This is a genomic window from Streptomyces sp. NPDC042371 (genome assembly GCF_056437465.1).
Genome location: NZ_JBWKAP010000006.1, coordinates 34,199 through 58,564 on the forward strand (window position 1 = coordinate 34,199; position 24,366 = coordinate 58,564).

Below are 24,366 nucleotides of genomic sequence, written 5' to 3' on the forward strand. Positions count from 1 at the left end.
AGTGGCGATCAAGTGGCGGCACTGGGCGCTGCCGGTGGCACCGGTGGCGCTGGCCCTGCTGGTGGCGACCGGCTGCGACAGCTCGTCGAGCGCGCCGGGCACGTCGAGCGCGCGGCCGAAGTCGACCGGCGGTCCTGCCGCGTCCGTGGCCCGGGTGTGCGCCAAGCCCGCCGCCGGTCCCGAGAAGGCACCGGCGGGCGCGGTGAAGGTCGACGCCTCGGTCGTCGGCGACCTGGTGGCGAAGACCAAGAGCAGCCCCCCGAACACCACGTTCTGGCTCGGCCCCGGCAAGCACAGGCTCGAGTCGGACCGCTACGCCCAGGTCATGCCCAAGAAGGGCAACCGCTACCTCGGCGCGCCCGGCGCGGTGCTGGACGGCAGGAAGAAGAACCAGTACGCGTTCAGCGGCGCCGCCCGCAACGTCACCATCAACGGCCTGACCGTGCAGCACTTCGTCGCGCCGCACAACGAGGGCGTGGTCAACCACGACATGGCCGACGGCTGGGTGATCGAGCACGCGAAGATCCAGTACAACTCCGGCGCCGGGCTGATGGCCGGGGCCAGCCAGCAGGTACGCGACAGCTGCCTGCGCAGCAACGGCCAGTACGGGATGAACGCCTACAAGACCGGTGACTCGATCAAGGACCTGGTGGTCGAGGGCAACGAGATCGTGGGCAACAACACCGGCGACTGGGAGCGGCGGCGGTCGGGCTGCGGCTGCACCGGAGGCATCAAGTTCTGGGCCGTCGACGGCGCCGACATCCGCGGCAACTGGGTGCACGACAACCGCGGGGCCGGACTCTGGGCGGACAACAACAACAACGACTTCCGCATCGAGGGCAACGTCCTCGAGGCCAACGACGGCGCCGCGCTGATGTACGAGACCAGCTACAACGCGGTGATCCGCAACAACACGTTCCGGCGGAACAACTGGGTCGAGGGCCGCAGGTACGCCGACCGCGGGGACGACTTCCCGTACGCGACCATCTACGTCTCCGAGTCCGGCGGCGAACCGCGCGTCCGGGCCCGCACGGACAAGATCGAGATCTCCCGGAACGTGCTGGAGAACAACTGGAACGGGATCACCCTCTGGGAGAACGCCGACCGGTTCTGCAACAGCCCGGCCAACACCTCCACCGGCTACTGCACGCTGCTGGTGAAGGACACCGACCGCTGCAAGCGCCCGGCCATCACCAAGGAACCGCTGTACGCCGACTGCCGGTGGAAGACCCAGCGCGTCGACATCCACGACAACCGCTTCGTCCTCGACCCGTCCGTCGTCAAGTGCGCGGACGAATGCGGCCGCATGGCGGTCCTCGCCAACTACGGCACCTACCCGAAGTGGTCGCCGTACAAGGGCAAGGGCGTGTCCGAGGCGATCACCGACAAGCAGGGCAACCGCTGGCGCGACAACGACTACCGCGGCCCGTGGAACTTCGTCGCGGGCGACCAGACCCGGAAGCTCGACTCGGGGCAGTGGCAGGACACGCCGCACCGGCAGGACGCGGGCAGCACCTTCGTCCGACAGGCCGGTGATTGAGATGGAAGGGGACCTGCGGTACGGCGGACCCGGCGGGACGGACACGGCAAGTGCCCAGCCCGGCAGGGAAGTTCGCCCTGCCGGTACGCCGAGGGCCGTCGGGATCTCCTGGGCGCTGCTCGGCCTCAACACGCTGGGCTCCGCCGGGGCGAAGACCATCGTCACCCTGCCCCGCTCCCTCATCCAGATGGCCACCATGGGCGCGCTGGTCGCCGCGTTCGCGCTGGCCCTCGCCCTCAACCTCCGACTGCGCATCCGGCCCAGCGCCTTCGTGTTCCTGCTCACCCTGCTGCTCATACCGAGCGTGATCGCCAGCGCGCACCTGGAGGTCGGGTACGGCGCGCTGTTCCGCTGCGCCAGGCTCGCCCTCTTCGTCGGCACTCTGTGGCTGCTCAGCCGCTGGTGGGACGGGAGCATGACGTTCGTCCGCTACCACATCCGGATGTACTTCGTGGCGCTCGGCACAGTCGCCGTCGGCCTGGCCGTCTCACCGGGCACGGCGATGCCCGAGTACTACGGCGGACGCCTCGTCGGCGCGCTGTGGCCGCTCACGCCGCCGCAGATCGGACAGTACGCCGCCGTGATCATCGGGCTCACCGTGCTGCTCGTCATCGGCCGCAGGACCACCGGAGGCAGCGCGGCGCTGGTCATCCTGCCGTCGCTCTTCCTGCTCGCCCTGACCCACACCCGCACGGCCACGGTCGGCATGCTCATCGGCCTCACGCTGGCGATCGGCTCGCTCGTCCTCACCAGCGCCGCCGCCCGCCGGTTCTTCGTCTGGACGGTCGTCTTCACCACGGTGGCCGGGGTGGTGTTCTACTCCGCGCTCCAGTCGTGGTTCCTGCGCGGCCAGAGCCAGGAGAGCTTCTCCAACCTCACGGGCCGGGCCAAGGTCTGGGACGCCCTCCTCGCCGCGCCCCGCACGGGCGGCGAGAAGTGGTTCGGCGTGGGCCTGAGCGACAAGTCGTTCGGCGGGCTGCCGATCGACAACAGCTGGCTCGCCGTCTACCAAGAGCAGGGTCTGATCGGCGTCACCATCGTGGCGGCGATCATCCTCGTCCTCGGCGGTGTCGCGCTGCTGCGACCGCCGTCGCTGGCGAGGGCCTGCGCGATTTTCCTGATCAGCTACTGCGCGATCTCGTCGTACACCGAGGCCGGTCTGGGTGACGCCTCGCCGTACCTGCTGCATCTGGCCCTGGCCGCCGCACTCCTCGCGGCACCCGCCACGGCCACGCCCGCCCCGGCGGCCGCAGTACCCGGACGACATGTCCCGCGATGGGCACGGAGGTGACTTCACACATGCACGACATGCGCGTCCTGGTGGTGCACAACCGCTACTCCTCGGCGCAGCCGAGCGGGGAGAACAGGGTCGTCGACGAGGAGGTGGCGCTGCTGCGCGCGGCAGGCCACCATGTCGACCTGTTCGAGCGGCGCAGCGACGACATCGCCGCCCGGTCCCTGCTCAGCAAGGCCACGGTGCCGCTGCTCGTGCCGTGGAACCCGGCGGTCCGCGGGGAGCTCACCAAGCGGCTCCGCGCCGAGCGGCCGGACGTGGTGCACATCCACAACGTCTTCCCGCTCCTGTCGCCCGCGGTGCTCGCCGCCTGCGCCGACGCCGGGGTGCCCGCCGTCGCCACGCTGCACAACTACACCCAGGTCTGCGTGCCCGGCACGCTGCACCGCGACGGCCTGCCGTGCAACGAGTGCGTCGGATCGAAGACGTCGCTGCCCGCCGTCCGGCACGGCTGCTACCGCGACTCCCGCCTCGCGACGGTGCCGCTCGCGGTCAGCCTCTCGGTCAACCGGCGGCGGTGGTGGTCCGGCGTGGAGCGGTTCTTCTGCATCTCCGCGGCGCAGCGCGACATCCTGGCGCGGTCCGGCATGCCTGCCGAACGGCTCGTGGTGAAGCACAACTTCGTGCCCGACCCGGAGGCCCGCCGCTCGGGCGACGGGGAGCACCTGCTCTATCTCGGCCGCCTCGCGGAGGCCAAGGGGATCCGGCTGCTGATGGCCGCGTGGGACGAGCTCGCCGCGGCCGGTGGGGTGGGCGTACCGCTCGTGATCGCCGGTGCCGGGCCGCTGGCGGACGAGGTGACCGCCTGGGCGGCGGGCCGGGACGACGTGCGGTACGTCGGCCTGTGGGACGCGGCGAAGTGCCAGGAGGCCGTCGCGCGTTCGATCGCCGTGGTGGTTCCCTCGACGGCTCTGGAGACGTTCGGTCTGGTGGTCGCGGAGGCGATGGCGGCCGGGGTCCCGGCCGTCGCCGCCGCGCACGGCGCCTTCGTCGAACTCGTCGAGGACGGTGTGACCGGGCTGCTGCACCGGCCGAGCGACTCCGGCTCGCTCGCGTCCTGCCTGCGGCGGGTCGCGGCCGAGCCGGGCGCCAACCGGGAGATGGGCCGGGCGGCCCGGCGCCGGTACGAGCAGGGGTTCAGCCCGGCCGTCGGCCTCGAACGCCTGGTGGAGGGGTACCGGACCGCGATCGCGGGCCGGTCGGGCGGCGGGGAGAGCCCGTCGCCGACAGGAAATGGAAGCACTGGCTCGCGGTGGGGGACACGCGCGAGCAGATATGGGGGGAACCGATGACACGATGCCGACTCTGCGGTTCGGCGACGCTGGCGAGCGTCGTCGATCTGGGGGCGACACCGCCGTGCGAGAGCTTTCTCGCCGCGGACGAACTGGACCGGCCCGAGCCCGCGTACCCGCTGCACCTGCGGGTCTGCACCGACTGCTGGCTCGCACAGATCCCTCCGCTGATCACGCCGGAGGAGACGTTCACGCAGTACGCGTACTTCTCCTCCTTCTCCACCTCCTGGGTGGAGCACGCGCGCACGTTCGTCGCCGACGCCGTGGAGCGGACGGGGCTCGGCCCGGACGGCTTCGTGGTCGAGGTCGCCAGCAACGACGGATATCTGCTGAGGCACGTGGTGGACCGCGGGATCCGCTGCCTCGGCGTCGAGCCGTCCGTGAACGTCGGCGCGGCGGCGCGGGACGCGGGCGTGCCCACGCTCACCGCGTTCCTCTCCCCGGACACCGGCTCCGAGGTCCGCGCCGAACACGGCCCGGCGGACCTGGTCGTGGCGAACAACGTGTACGCGCACATCCCCGACGTCGTCGGGTTCACCCAGGGCCTGCGCGCGCTGGTCGCCGACGACGGCTGGGTCTCCATCGAGGTGCAGCACCTGCTGACCCTGATCGAGGAGAACCAGTACGACACGATCTACCACGAGCACTTCCAGTACTACACGGTCGCCTCCGCGATCCGGGCCCTCGCCAGCGGCGGACTCGCCCTCGTCGACGTCGAGTTGCTGCCCACACACGGCGGCTCCATCCGGCTGTGGGCCCGCCCGGCCGAGGTGGCGGGCGAGCCGAGCCGCGAGGTCGCCGACGTACTGGCCCGAGAGAAGGCCGCCGGACTGCAGGAGCTGTCCGGGTACACCGAGTTCTCCGCCCGGGTGGCCAAGGTGCGCAGGGACCTCCTCAAGTTCCTGATCGAGGCGGCCGAGCGCGGCGAGACGGTCGTCGGCTACGGCGCCCCCGGCAAGGGCAACACCCTGCTCAACCACTGCGGCATCCGGCCCGACCTGCTCGCGTACACGGTCGACCGCAACCCCTACAAGCACGGCAGGTACACCCCGGGCACCCGCATCCCGATCCTGCCGCCCGAGCAGATCGCCGCGGACAAGCCGGACTACGTCCTCGTCCTGCCGTGGAACCTGCGGACCGAACTGGTCGAGCAACTCTCCTTCGTGCACGACTGGGGCGGCCGCCTCGTCTTTCCCATCCCGGAACTGAGCATCGTCGAGGTGCCCGCGAAAGAGGTAACAGCATGAAGGTCGTTCTGTTCTGCGGCGGCTACGGGATGCGGATGCGCAGCGGTGCCGCGGACGACGTGCCCAAGCCGATGGCGATGGTCGGGCCGCGGCCGCTGATCTGGCACGTCATGCGCTACTACGCGCACTTCGGGCACAGGGAGTTCATCCTCTGCCTCGGATACGGCGCCCACCACATCAAGAACTTCTTCCTCAACTACGAGGAGACGACGTCCAACGACTTCGTCCTGCGCGGCGGGCAGACCGAACTGCTGTCCACCGACATAGCCGACTGGACGATCACGTTCGCCCAGACCGGCATCGAGTCGCCGATCGGCGAGCGGCTGCGCCGGGTGCGCCACCACCTGGACGGCGACGAGATGTTCCTCGCCAACTACGCCGACGTGCTCACCGACGCCCCGCTGCCGGAGATGATCGACAAGTTCACCCGGCGCGACGCGGGCGCGTCGATGATGGTCGTGCCGCCGCAATCCTCCTTCCACTGCGTGGAGCTGGGCGACGACGGCCTGGTGGGCGGCATCACCCCGGTCAGTGAGCTGCCCATGTGGGAGAACGGGGGCTACTTCGTGCTCCGCCAGGAAGTCTTCGACCACATCCCCAAGGACGGCGACCTGGTCGCCGACGGATGCGCCCAACTGGCCAAGAGCGGCCGCCTGGTGGCGCACCAGCACCGCGGCTTCTGGAAGCCGACCGACACCGTGAAGGAGCGCGCCGCGCTCGACGACGCCTACACCCGGGGCGACCGCCCGTGGGCCGTGTGGGAGCGGGACAACGCCGGGGTGAGTGCGTGATCCGGCTCGGGACAGGGTCCCTGGAACGGATCGTCGCGGTGGGCGCACACTGCGACGACATCGCCATCGGCGCGGGCGGCACCCTGCTCGCGATGTGCCTCGCACGGCCGGGCGTCCGCGTCGACGCGCTGGTGCTCTCCGGCGGCGGCAGCGAGCGGGAGCAGGAGGAGCGGGCCGCGCTCGCCGCCTTCTGCCCGCGCGCCGACCTGCACCTGACCGTCCTCAAACTGCCGGACGGGCGGATGCCCGTGCACTGGGACGAGGCCAAGGCCGCGGTCGAGGAACTGCGCGCGCGCACCGAGCCGGACCTCGTCCTCGCCCCGCGCACCGACGACGCGCACCAGGACCACCGCGGCCTGGCGCAGCTGATCCCCACCGCGTTCCGCGACCACCTCGTACTCGGCTACGAGATCGTCAAGTGGGACGGCGACCTCGGCCGCCCGGTGGCGTACCAGCCGCTGTCGCCGGAGATCGCCGAAGAGAAGGTGCGCCTCCTCCAGGAGCACTACCCCTCACAGCGGCACCGGCCCTGGTACGACCGGGAGGCCTTCCTCGGCCTCGCCCGGATCCGCGGAATCGAATGCCACGCGCGCTACGCCGAGGCGTTCGCCGTCACCAAACTCACTCTCGACCTGGGGGATTGAACCTTGCGCGTACTGCTCACCGGACACCAGGGCTACCTGGGCACCGTGATGGCCCCGGTGCTCACGGCCGCCGGCCACGAAGTCGTCGGCCTGGACTCCGGCCTGTTCGCCGACTGCGTCCTCGGCCCCCGGCCCGCCGACCCGCCGGGACCGCGGGTCGACCTGCGCGACGTCACGGCCGAACACGTCGCCGGGATCGACGCCGTGATCCACCTGGCCGCGCTCTCCAACGACCCCCTGGGAGCGCTGGCGCCCGACCTCACCTACGACATCAACCACCACGCCTCCGTCCACCTGGCCCGGCTGGCCCGCGACGCCGGAGTGCAGCGCTTCCTGTACGCGTCCACCTGCTCGGTCTACGGCGCCGCGGGCGGCGGCGAGCTGGTGGCCGAGGACGCCCCGCTGCGTCCCGTGACGCCGTACGCGGAGTCCAAGGTGCGGGTCGAGGACGACCTGCACGAGCTGGCCGACGGCGACTTCAGCCCCGTGTACATGCGCAACGCCACCGCCTTCGGCTACTCGCCCCGGCTGCGCGCCGACATCGTGCTGAACAACCTGGTGGGCCACGCCCTCCTGTCCGGCCAGGTGCTCGTCCTCTCCGACGGCACGCCCTGGCGCCCGCTGGTGCACGCCGTCGACATCGCGCGGGCCTTCACCGCCGCGCTGGCCGCACCCCGCGACGCGGTGCACGACCGGGCGTTCAACATCGGCAGTGAGACCAACAACGTCACGGTCGCCGAGATCGCCGAGCAGGTCGCCGAGGCGGTGACCGGCGCGGAGGTGGTGATCACCGGGGAGACCGGCGCCGACCCGCGGTCCTACCGGGTGGACTTCTCCCGGTTCCGCGCCGCGATCCCCGGCTTCGAATGCGAGTGGACCGTCAAGCGGGGCGCGCTCGAACTCGCCGACGCCTACCGGAAACACGGGCTGACCCGGGAGGACTTCGAGCAGCGCTTCACCCGCCTCGCCGTGCTGCGCGCGGCGACCGACGCAGGTACCGTCGACGAGACCCTGCGGTGGCGCCGATGACCGAGGCAGGTCGGCAGATGCACGAGCTGGTGGAGCGGCTGTACCCGCTGTGCCGGAGCATCACGGGCGACGGAGTGCGCGCCACCCTGAAGATCGTCGACGAGTACGTCCAGCTGCGGATGCACGAGGTGCCGACTGGGACGCAGGTGCTCGACTGGACGGTGCCGCAGGAGTGGAACATCCGCGACGCCTACATCGCCGACCCCGCGGGCAACCGGGTCGTCGACTTCGCCGCGTCCAGCCTGCACGTGCTCGGGTACAGCGTGCCGGTGGCGACGACCATGCCGCTGGCCGAACTCCGCGCCCACCTGCACACCCTGCCCGACCACCCGACCTGGGTGCCGTACCGCACCAGCTACTACAAGCCGGAGTGGGGGTTCTGCCTGGCCCAGGAGACCCTGGACGCGCTGCCGGACGGCGACTACGAGGTGCGCGTCGACTCCACACTCGCCGACGGCCACCTCACCTACGCCGAACACGTGGTCCCCGGGCAGGTCCCCGAGGAGGTGATCGTCTCCTGCCACGTCTGCCACCCGTCGCTGGCCAACGACAACCTGGCCGGTATCGCGGTGGCGACGTTCCTGGCCAGGGAGCTGGCGGAGCGGACGCCGTACTACACCTACCGGTTCATCTTCGCGCCCGGCACCATCGGGGCGATCACCTGGCTGGCCCGCAACGCGGAACGGATCGAACAGGTAAGGCACGGGCTCGTGTTGGCCTGTGCGGGCGACTCGGGCGACCTGACGTACAAGCAGAGCAGACGCGGCGACGCGGAGATCGACAAGGTCCTCCGGCACGTGCTGACCGCGTCCGAACGCCCGCACACCGTCAACGAGTTCACGCCGTACGGCTACGACGAGCGGCAGTACTGCTCGCCCGGGTTCGACCTCGGCGTGGGCTCGCTCAGCCGGACCCCGTACGCGGGCTATCCCGAGTACCACACGTCGGCGGACAATCCGGACTTCGTCTCCCCGGAGGCGATGGCGGACACGCTCGCCGTCTGCCGCGAGGCGTTCGCCGTCCTCGACCGCAACCGGAGGTACCAGAACCTCAGCCCTTACGGCGAACCGCAGTTGGGGCGGCGCGGGCTGTACGACGCGCTCGGCGGCCGCAGCGACACCAAGGAGGCCCAGATGGCCATGCTCTGGGTGCTCAACCTCTCCGACGGCGAGCACAGCCTGCTGGACGTCGCCGAGCGGTCGGGGCTGCCGTTCGACACCGTCGCCGTCGCGGCCGACGCCCTGCACGACGCAGGGCTGCTCAAGGCATGACGCCGATGACCACCGAGGGGGAGAAGACGACAGCGGCCGGAACCGCAAGGCCGAGCGCCCGGCGGGCCATCGCCGGGCGGCTGTCCTGGGGCCTCGCCGACCAGGCGGCCTCCAGCATGACCAACTTCGCGGTGGGCATCTACGTCGCACGCTCGCTCGGGCTGACCGCCTTCGGCGTGTTCAGCCTGGCCTGGGTGACCTACGGCGTGGTGCTCAACGTCTCCCGCGGAGTTGCCACCGACCCGCTCGTGGTGCGCTTCAGCGGTGTGCCGGAGGACTCCTGGCGCGCGGCGGTGGCCAGGTCGTCGGGCACCGCGCTCGGCGCGGGTGCCGCCCTCGGCGCGGTGTCCGTGGCGGCCGGTCTCGCACTCGGCGGCCGCATGGGGCCCGCGTTCCTCTGCCTCGGGATCGTCCTGCCGGGGCTGCTGCTCCAGGACGCGTGGCGGTTCGCGTTCTTCGCCGCGGGCACCGGGCGCAAGGCGTTCGTCAACGACCTGGTTTGGGGCGTCGCGCTCGTCCCCGGCATGGTCGTGGCGGCCCACGCGGGCAGCGTGGCCGCCTTCGTCCTCGCCTGGGGCGGGTCCGCCGCGGTGGCCGCGGTGTACGGCTGCTTCCAGTCGGGCATCCGGCCCCGGCTGTCCGGCGCGCGCGAATGGCTCCGCACGCACCGCGACCTCGGCTCCCGGTACCTGATAGAGAACGTCAGCAACAGCGGCGCAAGCCAACTGCGGGCGTACGGGCTCGGCGCGATCGTCGGGGTCGGCGCGGTCGGCGTGATCCGGGGCGCCGAACTCCTGCTCGGCCCGTTCATGGCCGTGCTGATGGGGCTCTCCCTGGTCACCGTCGCGGAGGCGGCACGGGTCCTGCGCAGGGCCCCGCACCGCCTCGGCACGTTCTGTCTCATGCTGGGCGGCGGACAGGCCGCCGCCGCACTGCTCTGGGGCGGGGCGCTGCTCCTCGTCCCTGACCGGGCAGGCGAGCTCGTGCTCGGCGACGTCTGGGGCGCCGCGTCCGAGCTCATCGTGCCGGTCACCCTCGGCGTCGTGGGCGCGGGCCTCGGCACCGGCGCGGCGGCGGGACTGCGCGCGCTCGGCGCGGCCCGGCGCAGCCTGCGCAGCCAACTGATCGCCTCCGCCTGCTACGTCACGGGCGGGCTCGGCGGGGCGGCCGCGGGCGGCACGGTCGGCTCGGCCTGGGGCGTCGCCGCCGCGACCGTCTGCGGCTCCGCCGTGTGGTGGCTGTACCTGCGGGCGGCCCTGCGCGAGCACCACCAGAACACCCTTCGTGAAGTGAGGACGTCATGACGGCAACTCAGGGCAATCCCCGGCTGAGCATCGGCCTGCCCGTGTACAACGGCGAGGAGTACCTCGCCGAGGCGTTGGACGCCCTGCTCGGCCAGACCTACGAGGACTTCGAGCTGGTCATCTCCGACAACGCATCGACCGACACGACCGAGGACATCTGCCGCAAGTACGCGGCGCAGGACCCGCGCATCCGGTACATCCGGCTGACCAGGAACATCGGCGCCGCACCGAACCACAACTACGTGTTCACCGAGTGCCGCGGCGAGCTCTTCAAGTGGGCCTCGCACGACGACCTGTACGCCCGCACCCTGCTCGAGCGCTGCGTGGACGCGCTGGACGAGCGGCCGCACGTGATCCTCGCCCACGCCGACCAGGCGGTCATCGACGGCGACGGCCAGGTGAAGGTCCCGTACGAGTACACGCTCGCCACCGACTCGCCGCGCGCGCCCGAGCGCTTCCGCAGCATGCTCTTCGAGCCCGGCGGCGACGACTTCTACGGAGTGATCCGGGCCGACGCGCTGCGCCGGGTGAAGCCGCACGACAGCTACCACCACGCGGACCGCACGTTCGTCGCCGAGATCGGTCTGCACGGGCCCTTCCACCAGGTGCCGGAGCTGCTGTACTTCCGGCGCGACCACCCCACCCGCGCGGAGCGGGCCAACCCCTCCAAGCGCTCCCGGTGCGTCAACCTGGACCCGCGCAGGGCGGGCCCGCTGCACCCGACGCCCCGGCTGCTCGCCGAGTACGTCCTGGGTTTCGTCGCGGCGATCCGGCGGGCGCCGCTGTCCGCCGCCGACCGGCGTGCGTGCTACGGGCACCTGGCCGCCTGGATGACCAGCCGGGCCCGCCCCGGCGCGGGCGAGCGGGTCGAGGACCGCGCCCCGGTCGACCCCGCCAAGCTCACCGTCTCCCTCGACGACATCGTCGCAGGCCGTGAGGGGAGGCGGGGATGACTCCCGCACGCGTCGGGGTGTTCGGCCTGCTCGGCTCCGGCAACCTCGGCAACGACGGGTCGCTGGAGGCCGTGCTCGGCTACCTCCGCGCCGAGCACCCGGAGGCGGCCGTGGACGCGCTGTGCGGCGGGCCCGAGGCCGTCGCCGCCCGGTACGAGATCCCCGCGACCCGGCTGCACTGGAACCGCGGGGAGTACCGGACCGCGTCCCGTGCGCGCTCGATCGCGGCGAAGGGCCTGGGTAAACTCGTCGACGTCGCCAGGACCGCCGCCTGGGTGCGTCGGCACGACGTGGTGATCGTGCCGGGCATGGGCGTCCTGGAGGCCACGCTGCCGCTGCGGCCGTGGGGCTTCCCGTACTCGCTGTTCCTGCTCTGCGCGAGCGGCCGTCTGTTCGGCACCCGGGTCGCGCTGGTCGGCGTCGGCGCCGCCCCGATCGCCGACCGGCCGACCCGGGCCCTGGTGCGCTGGTCGGCGCGGCTCGCCACGTACCGCTCGTACCGGGACACCCTGTCCCGCGACGCCATGCGGACGATGGGCGTGGACACCGCGCGCGACGAGGTCTACCCGGACCTCGCGTTCGCCCTGCCCACACCCCCGGCGAGTGCCGCATCGGACCCGCCGGGCCAAGTCTGCGTCGGCGTCATGGACTTCCACGGCGGCAACGACGACCGCGCCCGCGCCGAGGAGATCCACCGGCGCTACCTCGAAGGGACGACCCGGTTCGTCCGCGCACTGGTCGAGGACGGCAGGCCGGTCCGGCTGCTGACCGGTGACGCGTGCGATGCCGTGGTGGTCGACGCGATCCTCGACGCGGTGGACTCGCCGCTGGTCACCGCCGCGGAGACGGACTCGCTCGCCGACCTGATGAAGGAGATGGCGGCCGCCGACACCGTGGTGGCGACCAGATACCACAACCTGGTCTGCGCGCTGAAGGCCGGGACGCCGACGCTCGCACTCAGCTATGCGGCCAAGAGCGACGCGCTCATGGACCGGATGGGCCTCGGCGCGTACTGCCACTCGGCCCGCGAGGTCGACGCCGACCGGCTCCTCGAACAGTTCCGGGCGCTGGAGAAGCAGTCCGCGGAGCTGCGGCGGACCCTCACCGAGCGGAACCAGGTCGCCGCCCGGCAACTCGCCGACCAGTTCGCCGAGTTGACCAGAACCCTGTTCCCGAAGACCGACCACACCCACGCCCACGCCCTGCGGGAGACCCCTTGAAAGCGACCGAAGTCCCGGAGATCGACGGCGCGTACCTGTTCGAGCCGACGCCCTACGGCGACGAACGCGGCTTCTTCTGCCGCACCTTCGACGCCGACGTGGTCCGCTCGGTGGGCATCGACCCGAACGCCTTCGTCCAGGACAGCCTGTCCCGCTCCGCCCGGGGCGTCCTGCGCGGCATGCACCTGCGCTCCGGCGACGGCGAGGCCAAGCTGGTGCGGTGCTCGTACGGAAAGGTCTTCGACGTGGTCGTGGACCTGCGGAAGGACTCGCCGACGTACCGCAACCGCGCCTTCTTCGAGCTGTCCGGCGAGACGCAGCTGACCCTGTACATCCCCGCGGGGTGCGCACACGGCTTCCAGGCACTGACCGAGACCGCCGACACCTCGTACCGGATCGACCGCCCGCACGATCCGGCCGAGGACGTGACGATCGCCTTCGACGACCCGGAGCTCGCCATTCCGTGGCCGCTGCCCGCCGCGTCGGTGTCCCAGCGGGACCGGGAGGCGCCGAGCCTCGCCGAGGTCCTGAAGCAACAGGAGAGTTGAGGCCGACGTGGACACCGAGCACACCGAACACACCATGGGCGCCGACGAGTTGCTCCTGCCCCGGTCGCAGGAGGCGAACGAGCGGCTGCACGCCATGATCCCCGGCGGCGCGCACACCTACGCCAAGGGCGACGACCAGTACCCCGAGAACCTGGCCCCGGTGATCAGCCACGGCCGCGGTGCCCACGTGTGGGACATCGACGGCAACCGCTACATCGAGTACGGCTCCGGTCTGCGGTCGGTCAGCCTCGGCCACGCCCACCCCCGCGTCACCGAGGCGGTGCGGCGCGAGATCGACCGCGGCAGCAACTTCGTCCGGCCGTCCATCGTGGAGGCCGAGGCCGCGGAACGCTTCCTGGCCACCGTGCCGACCGCCGAGATGGTGAAGTTCGCGAAGAACGGCTCCGACGCCACCACCGCAGCGGTGCGCCTCGCCCGCGCCGTCACCGGTCGGCAGCGGGTGGCCATCTGCGGCGACCACCCGTTCTTCTCCGTCGACGACTGGTTCATCGGTACGACGCCGATGCCCGCGGGCATCCCGGGGGCGACCACCGAGCTCACCGTGGCGTTCCCCTACGGGAACCTGGCCGCCACGGAGGAACTGCTCACCCGGTACGAGGGCGAGATCGCCTGCCTGATCCTGGAACCGGCCGGTCACACCGAGCCCCCGCCCGGGTACCTGGCGGGCCTGCGCGACCTGGCCGACCGGCACGGCTGCGTACTCGTCTTCGACGAGATGATCACCGGCTTCCGCTGGTCCGAGGCGGGCGCCCAGGGCCTGTACGGCGTCACCCCCGACCTCTCCACGTTCGGCAAGGCGCTGGGCAACGGCTTCGCCGTCTCCGCGCTCGCCGGGCGCCGCGAGGTGATGGAGCGGGGCGGGCTGCGACACTCCGGCGAGCGGGTGTTCCTGCTGTCCACCACGCACGGCGCGGAGACACACTCCCTGGCCGCCGCGATGGCCGTGCAGACGGTCTACGGGGAGGAGGGCGTCACCGCGCGACTGCACGGCCTCGGCGAGCGGTTGGCCGCCGGTGTCCGGGACGCCGCGGCCAGCATGGGTGTCGGCGACCACGTCGTCGTACGGGGTCGGGCCAGCAACCTGGTCTTCGCCACCCTCGACGAGAACCGGCAGCCGTCGCAGCAGTACCGCACCCTGTTCCTGCGCAGGCTCCTCGCGGGCGGGGTGCTGGCCCCGTCGTTCGTGGTGAGCAATGCGCTCGACGACACCGACATCGACCACACCGTCGACGTGGTGGCCCAGGCGTGTGCGGTGTACCGGAAGGCACTGGACGCCGCCGATCCGACGCCCTGGATGGTCGGGCGACCGGTGAAGCCCGTCTTCCGCCGCCTGGCCTGATGTGACGTCCTCTCATGTGGTCTGGGCAGGCGCTGTCCCCGAACCCGCACCGACCTGACCAGACCGCACGAGTGCTGACAAGACGAGCTACACCGCTCCAGCCCATCTCATACATGTCATCTATGCACCAATAGGCAGAAGAGGGCTATTCAGATACTTTTGCGCCAAATAACCTCCTCAGATCTAGGGCTCCACAAGATCGAGGAATCATGCGTTTCAAGAAGATGGCTCACGCCGCTGCGGACGAGCCACTGGTTCAGGGCGAGCCCGGCGACAGGGATCAAGAACCTCAGGGCGGGCAGGCCGCCAGCAGTCTTCCTCTTGTGTCTCTGGAGCCGTCCCCGGGCCCTTTGGTCCTGGCAGGACGTACAGCCCAGATGACTGGCGAACTCGCGCACACCGGTGCCAAAGCGACCAGTAATTGGATTCTCACATGAGACGCAAGGCGGGACGCCCCGGCCTGGGCGTGTGGCACGGCCCCATGTGGGAGGCAGGTCGGCCCAGTTGGCGCGGGCGGGATGTGGAGGACCGGGCCATGGGGCCGGGATCATGGATGAAGGATGGAGAGAATGTTCGACCGGTGGGGCGTGTGGGATGTGCTTCCGGACAGCGGGCGGCGGCGTTGGTCGCTGGAACCGTTCGAGAGTGTGGGGCCGCTGAGTTTCGGGATGCGGCCCGAGGAGGTCACCGCAGCGCTGGACGGCATCGTGCGTAACCCCCAGCGGCACACGCGTGCGGCACTGTCACCGGGCCGGTACGGCACGGTCAAGGGGGAGTGCTGGGGGCTGGGGCTGACCTTCTACTACGGCTTGGAGGAGCGGCTGCGGGGCATATCGGTCGACGCCCTGAAGGGTCCTCAAGTCCATGCGGACGGCGTCGCGTTGGTCGGCCGGACGCCCTCGGATCTCGAGCAGTGGATCGTCGACCGAGCCGGGGTCCGCGAGCCCTTCTCCGAACTGTTCTACGCGAACCTCGGTGAACCCGGATCGCGAAGCCTGGGCGTGGTGATCGGCGTCCAGCGGGCGGGGGACCGCCTGCTCACCCGACCGGTGTTCCTCCCCGCAGACGCGATCGACGCACCGGTGAGTTTCCTCCCTTCCGAGGCGTGGGCAACCCACTGAGATTGTCCTCTGACCACGAACGCGGCTGCGTACTCCTTGAGTGAGAGCTTCGGCAGCCGCATCACCCGGTCACCGCGGATCCGTGCGACCAACTCCACGGGCAGAGCTCGCAGGACCCAGGCCAGACGGGTGACGTCATAGCTGACATCCATGACGATCGTGATGTCCGGGTCACCGGGCGTCCACTGACCGGCTGCATGAGCCGCTCGCCCACGGCGCGGAGCTGGACGGCCCGCGCCAGCAGCCCGCGGCCGATATCAGTGCCAGGAACTCCGTCGCCCGCGCTCGCTACGGGGTGCCGTCGGGTTGAGGCGGCATGGCGCCGTCTTGTTCCCGGACGAGCTCCATGCCGAATCTGCAACTCCCCCTTCCCGCCGCCCTCGCTCTGCTGCGCGCGCTGAGCGTTGTTGGCCGCGCCCACCGCACTCTCGTCCGGTTCGACCGGGCCGAGGATGCCGTGTTCCTGGCGGCCTCCGTTTTCCCGGCTCCTGAACTGAAGGACACCACATGGTCCATAGACACCTCTGCCGGTTCCTGATCATCATCGCGGCCGTTACGTTCGTCGTCTCCGTCCTCGTGGCCTGGCTCCTTCTCCGCGACTCGGAGTCCACACGGCCCACGCTCGTCAAGGGTGAACGGACCTGGTCCGGCCTCGCCCGCAACCATGTGACCACCAAGGTCAGTTACCCGATGAGCCCGCCTGTCGGCGGGGACCACCACCCGGTGTGGCTCGACTGTGACGCGAAGGTCTACACGAAGGAGGTCCCGAACGAGCACGCCGTGCACTCGCTGGAGCACGGCGCGGTATGGGTCTCGTACAACGACAAGGCGTCACCGCGCGACGTGCAAGCGCTCAGCGCAAAGGTCGCCACCACCCCGTACTCCTTCATGAGCCCCTACAAGTCCCAGGACGCGCCCATCATTTTGACCGCGTGGGGCCATCAGCTGAAGTTGGACACGGCGTTCGACCGCCGGTTCGGGGAGTTCATGGAGAAGTACGTCCTGGGCGAGCAGACTCAGGAACCCGGTGCCCCATGCGCCGACGGAATGACCCCGTGAGCCATGCGGACACCGGTGGCAGGTCGTGGCGGTCTCGCCCCTGCTTCGCAGCCCGGTGTTCCGTGTCGGGCGCGGCAGCTCACCCGGCGTGGCTCTGTTCACGAGTCGGGAATCCGACACGGTCGCGTGGGCCACCGTCTGCGGGATGGCAGGGAGTCGTCCTTCCTCGACGGTCCAAGGTGCAGCCTATGACTGCATAAGTAGGTACAGGGTAGTGAAAAGTTGGACAACTGTGAAGGATGGGTGACTACACCTCACAGCGACAGATTTGGTTTTCCCTTGAAGCGCATACGTATGGCAGTCCTGGCCGCTGTCTCGATGGCCACCCCGACGCTGTTGGCCGCTGCACCCGCGGCGGCGGCAGAGGTCAGCCCGCCGGCCCTCTCCATGCCAGAGCCTGACCCGGAGGCCGGGAACCCGGAGCCCCCGACAGGGGAAAGAGGGCCGTCGGCTGGCGATCTGGCCAGCCCCCGTGTTGCGAAATCGTCCCGGGCCCCTGTGGCGCCCGAGGCAGGAACGAGCCCGGCAACGCCCCCCGCCAGTGGTCCCGCCGGGTCGACGCAGGGCCCCGTCGGCCCGGAGCGGGACGACGTCCCCACCGCCCAGCCCGGAACCCCCGGCACCCATGACGAGACCACCCCGGACGGCACAACCGAGCCGACCAGGGGTGCCGAGCCCACCGCCGAGCCGACCCACGAATCCGAAGAAGAACCGGACTCTGCTCTTCCAGCGGACGGAAACCTCATTACTACGCTGTACGGGCTGCCCCACAAGGTCGTGGCCGGCTCCGGCTGGAACAACTTGACCTTGCGCGTCTACAACATCTCTGGCACAACGATGAAGACGGTCGCCCTCGCCATAGATCGGACATTCAGCGACCATCCACACCTGCTCACCGTGCAGTGGTACGACGAAGAGGCCAGTGCCTGGAAGACGGTCGACCCCATGAGTGGTGTATTGGGTGAATTCACCGTCCTCGACGGTGTTGCGTCCGGTCGGTACGCCGAAGTCGCCTTGCGCCTGAAGGTCGACGTCAGCGCGCCAAATGGCGAAGGCACGCTCACCACGGCCGCCTCGTACTACGACGACGAGAACGACGACTGGCCCAGGTCGTCGGATTCTTGGTATGACTTCGACATCGTGGCCGCGGGCAGCGAGCCGGGCAGTAAGCCGGGCAGCGAGCCGGGCAGTAAGCCGGGCAGCGAGCCGGGCAGTAAGCCGGGGAGCGAGCCGGGCAATGAGCCGCCGACCAAGGGCAAGCCGGACACGGGCAACAAGCCGGATCCGCACGGGGACTTGAAGGAGCGTCCGGACACCGGCACCAGCAAGCCCACCGGGAGCGGGAACGACAAGCCCAGCGCCACCGGGACCGGGAGCGGCGACGTCAGGCCGGTCGCCGGGAGGTCCGGTGCAGCCGATGATTCCGCCCGCCGGACCGACCCGGACGCCACCTTGGCCGAGACCGGCAGCGATGCCGCCTCCGGCTGGATGCTCGGGGCCGGTGGCGCCTCGATCGCCCTGGGCGCGACGCTGGCCGCCGCCGCCCGCAGGCGTCACCGTCACACCTCCTGACCGGCGATCGACGTGGAGACCGGGAGGGACCGGCACGTGGCCGGAACCCTCCCGGCAGCCAGGGTCTTGGACGGCCCTGGCTGCCGGGGTTGGTCGACGAATCCTGTTCCGGGGGCGGTATTGGGTACTGGTACGGGGTGGACACCACCGTTCTCCCGCCCTTCAGTACGCGTAGAGGACCTTGCCCCCCCGCACCGGGACCGCATGGGGTTCTCGGGCCGGCTCGTGGGGCAGGTGTCCGCACGATGGGAACGGGCCAGCATGCACCGATGGCCCTCGGCTGGACCGAACTGGACGGTGGGACGGGACAGTTCACCTGCCTGCACTGGATGTGGAAGGACAGTCTGGCCTGAACGGAGCGGACGAGGGGAGTGCTGCCCGACCGGGCGGCCCCCTCGCGGGTGCGTGTGTCAGGCGGCCCCATCGCTGCCGCGGCGGCGGCCGAGGGCGAAGACGACATCTGTGCCGACGAGGATCGCCACCCCGCTGATGGTTGCGGTGAGGGGCAGGTCGAGTCGGAGCCGGTCTGGGCGAGGGTGCCCTCGGGCTTGATCTCGGTGTTGCCCACGGGCTTCTCCGGGAGCGGCTTCTTGTCGGCTTCCTGGGGCTTAGCCTCGTTCGGGGCGCCGACCTCGGTGCCTGTGGCAAGGACGTCGAAGTCGTAGAAGCCCGGGCTGCGTCCGGAGAGTGAGGTCCGCAGGTTCTTGTCGACGTCGTGTTCGCTGTCCTCCTCGCTGTCGCAGATGTCTACCGGCAAGGGGGGCGGGCCGGGGATCGCGAGGGCGGCGGGGGCCGTGAGGAGTCTGGGTGCACCAGTTCTTCAGGCTCTGGGCATTTGGGCTCGGGACGCGATGGCTGCAAGGTCGCGGGCAGGGCCGGAAAGAAGCTGCCCTGTGGGCCATATCGCCCGCAGGGTCCGCCGCATGTCCAGTTCGCGGACCGGTACCGAGACGAGAGTCCTGTCTTTGAGTTCCTTGTCGACGGCCAGGGAGCTCAGTACTGCGGGACCGATCCCGCCCGCTGCCGCGGCTTTGATCGCGCTGGTGGAGGAGAGTTCGAGCAATGACGCGGATCGCCAGCCGGGCAGACGTGCGGTCATGGCTTGCTCGAAAGCCAGCCGGGCCCCCGATCCCGGCTCGCGCTGGACCAGGGCTGCCTCTGCCAGCTCGTCGGGCGTGATCGTGCTGCGGCGTGCCCAGGCGTGTCCGGGGGCGACGACCACCAGCAGCCGATCGCGTGCGACTGCCGTGCTGTCCACCCCTTCGGGTGCCGCAGGGCCCTCGATGAAGCCAAGATGGGCGCGCTGTTCCAGTACGGCTGTGCACACCTGCGCGGAGTTGCACGCTGCCAGCGAAACGGCGACGTTCGGATTCCGCGCCCTCAAGGCAAGGAGCCACTGGGGGAAGAGGCACTCCACGATGGTCTGGCTTGCCGCCACATGTAGCTGCGAGTCCCGCCGATCGCGCAACGTGGTGATGCCGGAGTCCAGTTGCCCCACCGCCTCGAGTACGTCACGCGCCCAGGCGGCGAGCAGCGTTCCTGGCGGGGTGGGTCTGGAGCCGAGGGTTGTGCGATGCAGTACGGGAACGCCTACCAGCCTCTCCAGGCTGCGGATCCGAGCGCTGGCCGAGGGCTGACTGATTCCGTGGGCCTGTGCGGCCCTGCCCAGGCTGCCCAGTTCGATGACACTGAGCAGGAGATCGAGAGCCTGCAGATTGGGGATACGGGATGAGGGGCGCACGCAATTCACCTACTTTGATTCTGGCTGTCTGCTCGCTGAGCCTCGTGCCTCGTGCGGGGGCAGAAATTCCCCCGCCCGAGGTTACGCAGTGATTCAGATGACCTCATTCGCCTGGATTCGCTATGGCGTCATCATGTCGGAGGGTGTGGTTTCGGTGCTCAGCTGTTCGGTACGACGGCAAGAACCCGCCAGCCTCCCTCCCTCGTGGGGCCTGCGGAAATACTTCCGCCCAGGAAGCGGATCCGCTCCTCCAAGCCGATGAGGCCGAACCCTCCGCGCGGATCTGTCCCTGATCTGAAGCGGCTCGCCTGTCGTCCTGTCTTCTCGTTGGTGATGCAGACGGATACCTTTTCGTCAATCGTCAGATGCACGGACACCGGCGATCCCGGAGCGTATTTGAGGGCATTCGTCAGTGACTCCTGGGTTATCCGGTATATCGCGAGAAAGACTTCCGCATCTGCACCTTCTTGGGTCTTCTGGCTCGTGAGGGTGAAGGTTATGTCGGAGCCCGACACCCTGACGGTGTCGATAAGTTCCTCAAGGTCGCTCAGCTTGCTCCCGATCAAGATGGTCTCGGAAGGGTCCCGAAGAGTGGAGAGCACCTCGCGCAGGTCTTGCATGGCGGCTCGTGCCGTATCGCCTATGGAGCGGGCCAGTTCTCCCTCTTTCGGCTGGCATTCCCTCGTCACTGCCTCCAGCGCTCCGGCATGCATGGCGGTGATGGCGATGCGATGGCCCAGAACGTCGTGCATATCCCGCGCCAGTCTCAGGCGCTCGGCCATCTTCTCTTCATCCGCACGGCGCCGGTTCTCCGCCGCCAGGACCTTTTCCCGCGCATGCAGGGTACGGATGGTTTTCTCGTACGCTGCCGCTCCCAGCCCGGTGAGGACGGGTAGCGCCATCAGGACCGATGTGGACAGGAGGTCCTCGGTGTCACTTTCGGTGGTTACCAGGGTTGATATTCCCATGCCGCCCGGAATGAAAATAGTCAGTGGCACATAGGCGGCCACGCAGAGAAGAATCGCGGTGAAACGGTGGCGTCCGCCGTACTTCGCCAACGCATACAGGGCGAAGAATACGGGCACGCGAGCCCCATTGAATATGAGCCCAGCCAGCGACAGCAAAGCCACCGCGCAAGGTGCATGCTGACGCCAGAGGAAGGAGGCGGCCACCACCGTCCCAACAGCCGCGCTGGGAAGGACGGCGGACAGGATTCCTGGTGTCCGTTGAAAGGCGACGTACAGGGTCTGGGCGATGAGTGCGGTGACGATCAGGACGTCGATACCGCTCCACCGCGATGCGCGCAGGGGTGCCCGGACGGCAAAGTACAGCCGCTCGAACGTATCGACCGGACGCCACCCGGTGAAGTCCCTGTCGTGCGGGAAGTCTTCTGCGGACATGCTCCACCGCCTCCAAGGTGTGGTCAGCGGGATTCGCTCCCGACCCGGCACGCCGGGGCGGGAGCGGCGTGTTCGTTGAGCAGTCCGGCCTGGTGGGCGAGGACCGCCGCCTGGGTGCGGTTGTTGAGCCTGAGGGCGGCCAGCAACCGGGATACATACGTCTTGACCGCACTTTCGCTCACGTACAGCCGATGCGCGATCTCAGCGTTGGACAGCCCTTCGCCGAGATGCCGCAGGACGACACGGAGGTTCTCGGGCAGGTGGTCCAGGCGGTGGCGCTGCTCGGTCGGTATCCGGCCCGCCGGATGCGTGCCATCGGCCCTCGGGGCGTTGACCAGGCGGGTTGCGGACGTTGGTGCCAACACGGTGCCACCGGCGGCGACCGCACGGATGGCACTCACCACCTGCTCCGGGGGCGCATCCTTGAGCAGGTACCCGCTCGCTCCCGTCTGGAGTGCTTCGATCACGCCCTCGTTGGTGTCGAACGTCGTCAGGATCAGCACGGCGGGAGGGTTCGGCAGCTCCAGCAGGCGGCGGGTTGCTCCGATGCCGTCCAGCCGGGGCATCCGCAGATCCGTGAGCACAAGGTCCGGGACCAACTCGCCCGCGAGGGCCAACGCTTCCAGACCGTCACTCGCCTCACCGACCAGCTCGACGCCGTCTGTGGCATTCAGCAGTGCCCGCAGGCCGAACCGCATGAGTGGCTCGTCGTCGGCCACCACGACCCTGATCATCTTGCTCCTTGTTGCCTTCACGGGTGCCCGGCGTCACTGAGGGGGCGGCACGCGCCTGGTCGACCGCATCCGCGGCAGCGTCCGGGTGCGGATGCTGCCGGTGCGCGACCGCGCAGGCCCCGCCTGCGGGCACAGGCAACTGGACCTGTCAGTCCTCACCATGCCGCCAACCTCTCATCTATCTAGACATGACTCACCTAGATGGGTCAAATCGGGATCCCTTTGGGGTCAGGTTCCAGTGCCAAGGTCAGAGACCCTTACGTATCCGCCGACGCAGTGGCGTGCGCGGACCGCCCGCCGCCCGCCGCTGGCCCTTTCCGCGACGGCCGCCGGCGGACCCGCGCGGCCGCGGGGGCGGGCCTGCCGGGGGCGTTTCTTCAGCGCCCCGCAGATCCTTTCCGTGGGCGCGTGAGTAGCGGTCCACGTGGCCGTACCAGCCCCGCAGGCAGGCCGGTTGATTGATCACCTCACCTGAGGGGCGCTGTCCACGCTAGCGAGCACGATCGTCCAAAGCGGCGACCGGACGTCTCGGATGCTGCAACTTTCGTCCTCGACATCACCACCGAAAGCAGTGCGGCCTCCCGCCTCCCTGGCGCGGGCGGCACTTGCGGATCCAGCCGCCAACGGGGCGGGCTGCCGGTCATGGGCCCGCCCGCCCAGGCGTGCCCCTGGATGACGGCAGATGTCGGGCAACCAGATCTGTCAGATCTAGCCGTGTAGGGTCGGGGTATGGATGAGACACCCCTCTGGCTCGGGGAGCTGGCCGACGACGCACCCGGGGACGGCGCCTGGACCCGCACAGAGATCGCACACGGCAACTTCGAGGTCTGGTGCCGATTCCGCGTGGACTCCGCCGCCATGGCCCCCACCCATGTGGTCATCCGCCCCGTCGAGGGGGGCGACACCGCCGCACAGGCCCGTGGGATCACCACCACAGTGCTCAGAGAACTCAACCCGGCCAAGGAGATCAGAGACTTCCAGCAGCAGCGCAGGGAGCTCGACGAACGGGAGAAGTACCCCCTCTCCGAGCAGGTCGACGCCCACTTGACGGGCTCGAACCGCCCCACCGACGCCTACCTGGCCGCCCTGGCGCTCAGATACGAACGGCTCGCCGAGTCGGGTGAGCGCTCGCCCGTCCGGAAACTGATGACCATCACTGGACGAACGCTGGGCACCGTGAAGTCCCACCTCCAACTCGCCAGGAAGAAGGGCTTCCTCGAAGCAGTGGGCAGCAAAGCAGGAGGCCGGGCGACCGACAAGGCAAAGCGAGCCGCCGCCGAAACCACGTCAGCCCCGAGCGACGAGAGCATCGCCGAGTAGTACTGTCCCCGGCTGCCGAATCGAGCGTCCAGCCTCGTGGGGTTTGGGCAGCAGAAGGTATGGGTGACCGCGACGAGTGTGACGTGGTGGTGCCAGCCCGGCCAGGTCCCGCCTTCGAAGTGAGCCAGGCCCAGGGCCTGTTTCAGCCGCTGCCCGGCCTTGAGCCCTTCCGCCACTGACGTGACAGGACGTCAGTGAGGTTCCCGGCGACCGGCGTCGGCCGTTCGATCGGCCCGCCGGTCGGCTGCCCGGTCGACCAGCCACGCGGTCACCGGGACCACCGCCAGCGCCGTGCACCAGCCACCGAGGACGTCGGTGGGATAGTGCGCGCTCAGCGAGACCTGCGCCCAGCCCATCGCGGCGCCGACGACCAGCGCCGCGCCGAGCACGAGTGACAGTCCTGCCGCCCTGCCGAGGCCGAGCCTGCCGGTCGCGAGCAGCGCCACCGTGACGGCGAGCGCGGTGGCGAAAGCGGTGTGCCCGCTCGGGTAGGACAGGTTGTCGTCGCCGTGAATGGTCCGTCCCACCAGGGACTTGACCACCATGGTCGACCCCACGGCCACGGCGGCGCCGGCCACGATGAGCACCGCCCCGCGAGGAATCCGGAGCACGAGACAGCCTGCGACGGCGGCCACGACGAGCAGCGCCGATCCGGCGGGCTCTCCCCAGAAGTCCATGGCCAGCGCGACGTTCCGCCACGGCGGTCGCACACTGTCCGCCGTCGGGTCGATGAACCACCTGTCGACCCGGCCGGCCTCACTGTGACCGGCGTACTGCGCGCCGATCACGACGACCACCAGTGCGGCGAGGGCCGAGAGCAGCCCGAGCCACCCGCGCAGGGGCGAGGGCAGCAGTGGGGGCGCCACCGGTCGGCCGGTCACGGGCCCGTTCGAGGCAGGGCGATGCACCTTCCCCTCCTGTCAGGG

The 24,366-nt window shown here is 69.9% G+C and carries 21 protein-coding genes and 1 pseudogene; 17 read left to right on the forward strand and 5 right to left on the reverse strand.

Annotation, left to right across the window (positions count from 1 at the left end; all coding sequences use genetic code 11):
• The first annotated feature begins 1 nt into the window (after position 1).
• The 14 genes from AC068B_RS19200 (at position 2) to AC068B_RS19265 (ending at position 15,614) form a co-directional block, all read left to right on the forward strand.
• A complete protein-coding gene (locus AC068B_RS19200; RefSeq protein WP_478672776.1) occupies positions 2 to 1,540 on the forward strand; it encodes a right-handed parallel beta-helix repeat-containing protein in 1,539 nt (512 codons plus the stop codon).
• Between the two features lies 1 nt (position 1,541).
• Positions 1,542 to 2,831 carry an O-antigen ligase domain-containing protein gene (locus AC068B_RS19205; protein ID WP_478672777.1) on the forward strand — a complete coding sequence of 430 codons (1,290 nt, stop codon included), beginning with the start codon at positions 1,542 to 1,544 and terminating at the stop codon, positions 2,829 to 2,831.
• A gap of 17 nt (positions 2,832 to 2,848) precedes the next feature.
• The gene (locus AC068B_RS19210; RefSeq protein WP_478673271.1) at positions 2,849 to 4,126 is read left to right on the forward strand and encodes a glycosyltransferase; all 1,278 of its coding nucleotides are present in this window, start codon (positions 2,849 to 2,851) and stop codon (positions 4,124 to 4,126) included.
• Positions 4,123 to 5,373, forward strand: coding sequence for a methyltransferase domain-containing protein (locus tag AC068B_RS19215; RefSeq protein ID WP_478672779.1), 1,251 nt, complete (start codon positions 4,123 to 4,125; stop codon positions 5,371 to 5,373). Before AC068B_RS19210 ends, AC068B_RS19215 begins: the two co-directional genes overlap by 4 nt.
• Positions 5,370 to 6,164 carry a sugar phosphate nucleotidyltransferase gene (locus AC068B_RS19220; protein WP_478672780.1) on the forward strand — a complete coding sequence of 265 codons (795 nt, stop codon included), beginning with the start codon at positions 5,370 to 5,372 and terminating at the stop codon, positions 6,162 to 6,164. The genes AC068B_RS19215 and AC068B_RS19220 overlap by 4 nt, the downstream gene beginning before the upstream one ends.
• Positions 6,161 to 6,808: a PIG-L deacetylase family protein gene (locus AC068B_RS19225; protein ID WP_468561717.1), complete on the forward strand. Its 648-nt coding sequence runs from the start codon at positions 6,161 to 6,163 to the stop codon at positions 6,806 to 6,808. Before AC068B_RS19220 ends, AC068B_RS19225 begins: the two co-directional genes overlap by 4 nt.
• A gap of 3 nt (positions 6,809 to 6,811) precedes the next feature.
• Positions 6,812 to 7,837, forward strand: coding sequence for an NAD-dependent epimerase/dehydratase family protein (locus tag AC068B_RS19230; protein WP_478672782.1), 1,026 nt, complete (start codon positions 6,812 to 6,814; stop codon positions 7,835 to 7,837).
• On the forward strand, positions 7,834 to 9,108 hold the full coding sequence (locus AC068B_RS19235; RefSeq protein WP_478672783.1) for a DUF4910 domain-containing protein: 1,275 nt from the start codon (positions 7,834 to 7,836) through the stop codon (positions 9,106 to 9,108). Before AC068B_RS19230 ends, AC068B_RS19235 begins: the two co-directional genes overlap by 4 nt.
• Positions 9,105 to 10,412, forward strand: coding sequence for a hypothetical protein (locus AC068B_RS19240; RefSeq protein WP_478672784.1), 1,308 nt, complete (start codon positions 9,105 to 9,107; stop codon positions 10,410 to 10,412). The genes AC068B_RS19235 and AC068B_RS19240 overlap by 4 nt, the downstream gene beginning before the upstream one ends.
• On the forward strand, positions 10,409 to 11,365 hold the full coding sequence (locus AC068B_RS19245) for a glycosyltransferase family 2 protein (protein ID WP_478672786.1): 957 nt from the start codon (positions 10,409 to 10,411) through the stop codon (positions 11,363 to 11,365). The genes AC068B_RS19240 and AC068B_RS19245 overlap by 4 nt, the downstream gene beginning before the upstream one ends.
• Positions 11,362 to 12,585, forward strand: coding sequence for a polysaccharide pyruvyl transferase family protein (locus AC068B_RS19250; RefSeq protein ID WP_478672787.1), 1,224 nt, complete (start codon positions 11,362 to 11,364; stop codon positions 12,583 to 12,585). Before AC068B_RS19245 ends, AC068B_RS19250 begins: the two co-directional genes overlap by 4 nt.
• Positions 12,582 to 13,133 (forward strand): dTDP-4-dehydrorhamnose 3,5-epimerase, encoded by a 552-nt coding sequence (gene rfbC, locus AC068B_RS19255; protein ID WP_468561705.1) that lies wholly within the window; start codon positions 12,582 to 12,584, stop codon positions 13,131 to 13,133. The genes AC068B_RS19250 and rfbC overlap by 4 nt, the downstream gene beginning before the upstream one ends.
• A gap of 34 nt (positions 13,134 to 13,167) precedes the next feature.
• The gene (locus tag AC068B_RS19260) at positions 13,168 to 14,493 is read left to right on the forward strand and encodes a glutamate-1-semialdehyde 2,1-aminomutase (RefSeq protein ID WP_478673272.1); all 1,326 of its coding nucleotides are present in this window, start codon (positions 13,168 to 13,170) and stop codon (positions 14,491 to 14,493) included.
• Between the two features lie 569 nt (positions 14,494 to 15,062).
• Positions 15,063 to 15,614 carry a hypothetical protein gene (locus tag AC068B_RS19265; protein WP_478673294.1) on the forward strand — a complete coding sequence of 184 codons (552 nt, stop codon included), beginning with the start codon at positions 15,063 to 15,065 and terminating at the stop codon, positions 15,612 to 15,614.
• Between the two features lie 20 nt (positions 15,615 to 15,634).
• On the opposite strand, the pseudogene AC068B_RS19270 reads toward AC068B_RS19265, so the two are convergent.
• Positions 15,635 to 15,846 (reverse strand): annotated as a pseudogene (locus AC068B_RS19270) (transposase); the annotation flags it as partial.
• A gap of 275 nt (positions 15,847 to 16,121) precedes the next feature.
• Between AC068B_RS19270 and AC068B_RS19275 the strand changes: the two are divergent.
• Positions 16,122 to 16,673: a DUF3105 domain-containing protein gene (locus tag AC068B_RS19275; protein ID WP_478672789.1), complete on the forward strand. Its 552-nt coding sequence runs from the start codon at positions 16,122 to 16,124 to the stop codon at positions 16,671 to 16,673.
• An 837-nt stretch (positions 16,674 to 17,510) separates the two neighbouring features.
• The gene (locus AC068B_RS19280) at positions 17,511 to 18,245 is read left to right on the forward strand and encodes a hypothetical protein (protein WP_478672790.1); all 735 of its coding nucleotides are present in this window, start codon (positions 17,511 to 17,513) and stop codon (positions 18,243 to 18,245) included.
• 820 nt (positions 18,246 to 19,065) lie between these two features.
• On the opposite strand, the gene AC068B_RS19285 is transcribed toward AC068B_RS19280, so the two are convergent.
• From AC068B_RS19285 to AC068B_RS19295, 3 genes are all read right to left on the reverse strand, one after another.
• Positions 19,066 to 19,986: a LysR family transcriptional regulator gene (locus AC068B_RS19285; RefSeq protein WP_478672791.1), complete on the reverse strand. Its 921-nt coding sequence runs from the start codon at positions 19,984 to 19,986 to the stop codon at positions 19,066 to 19,068.
• Positions 19,987 to 20,144: 158 nt separating this feature from the next.
• Positions 20,145 to 21,386, reverse strand: coding sequence for a sensor histidine kinase (locus AC068B_RS19290; protein ID WP_478672793.1), 1,242 nt, complete (start codon positions 21,384 to 21,386; stop codon positions 20,145 to 20,147).
• A 23-nt stretch (positions 21,387 to 21,409) separates the two neighbouring features.
• Positions 21,410 to 22,120 carry a response regulator gene (locus AC068B_RS19295; protein WP_478672794.1) on the reverse strand — a complete coding sequence of 237 codons (711 nt, stop codon included), beginning with the start codon at positions 22,118 to 22,120 and terminating at the stop codon, positions 21,410 to 21,412.
• A 729-nt stretch (positions 22,121 to 22,849) separates the two neighbouring features.
• Here AC068B_RS19295 and AC068B_RS19300 point away from each other — a divergent pair.
• Entirely contained in the window at positions 22,850 to 23,440 is a 591-nt protein-coding gene (locus AC068B_RS19300) for a hypothetical protein (RefSeq protein ID WP_478673295.1), read from the forward strand.
• A 191-nt stretch (positions 23,441 to 23,631) separates the two neighbouring features.
• Here AC068B_RS19300 and AC068B_RS19305 read toward each other — a convergent pair whose 3' ends face one another.
• The gene (locus AC068B_RS19305; protein ID WP_478672795.1) at positions 23,632 to 24,321 is read right to left on the reverse strand and encodes a phosphatase PAP2 family protein; all 690 of its coding nucleotides are present in this window, start codon (positions 24,319 to 24,321) and stop codon (positions 23,632 to 23,634) included.
• Between the last annotated feature and the right edge of the window lie 45 nt (positions 24,322 to 24,366).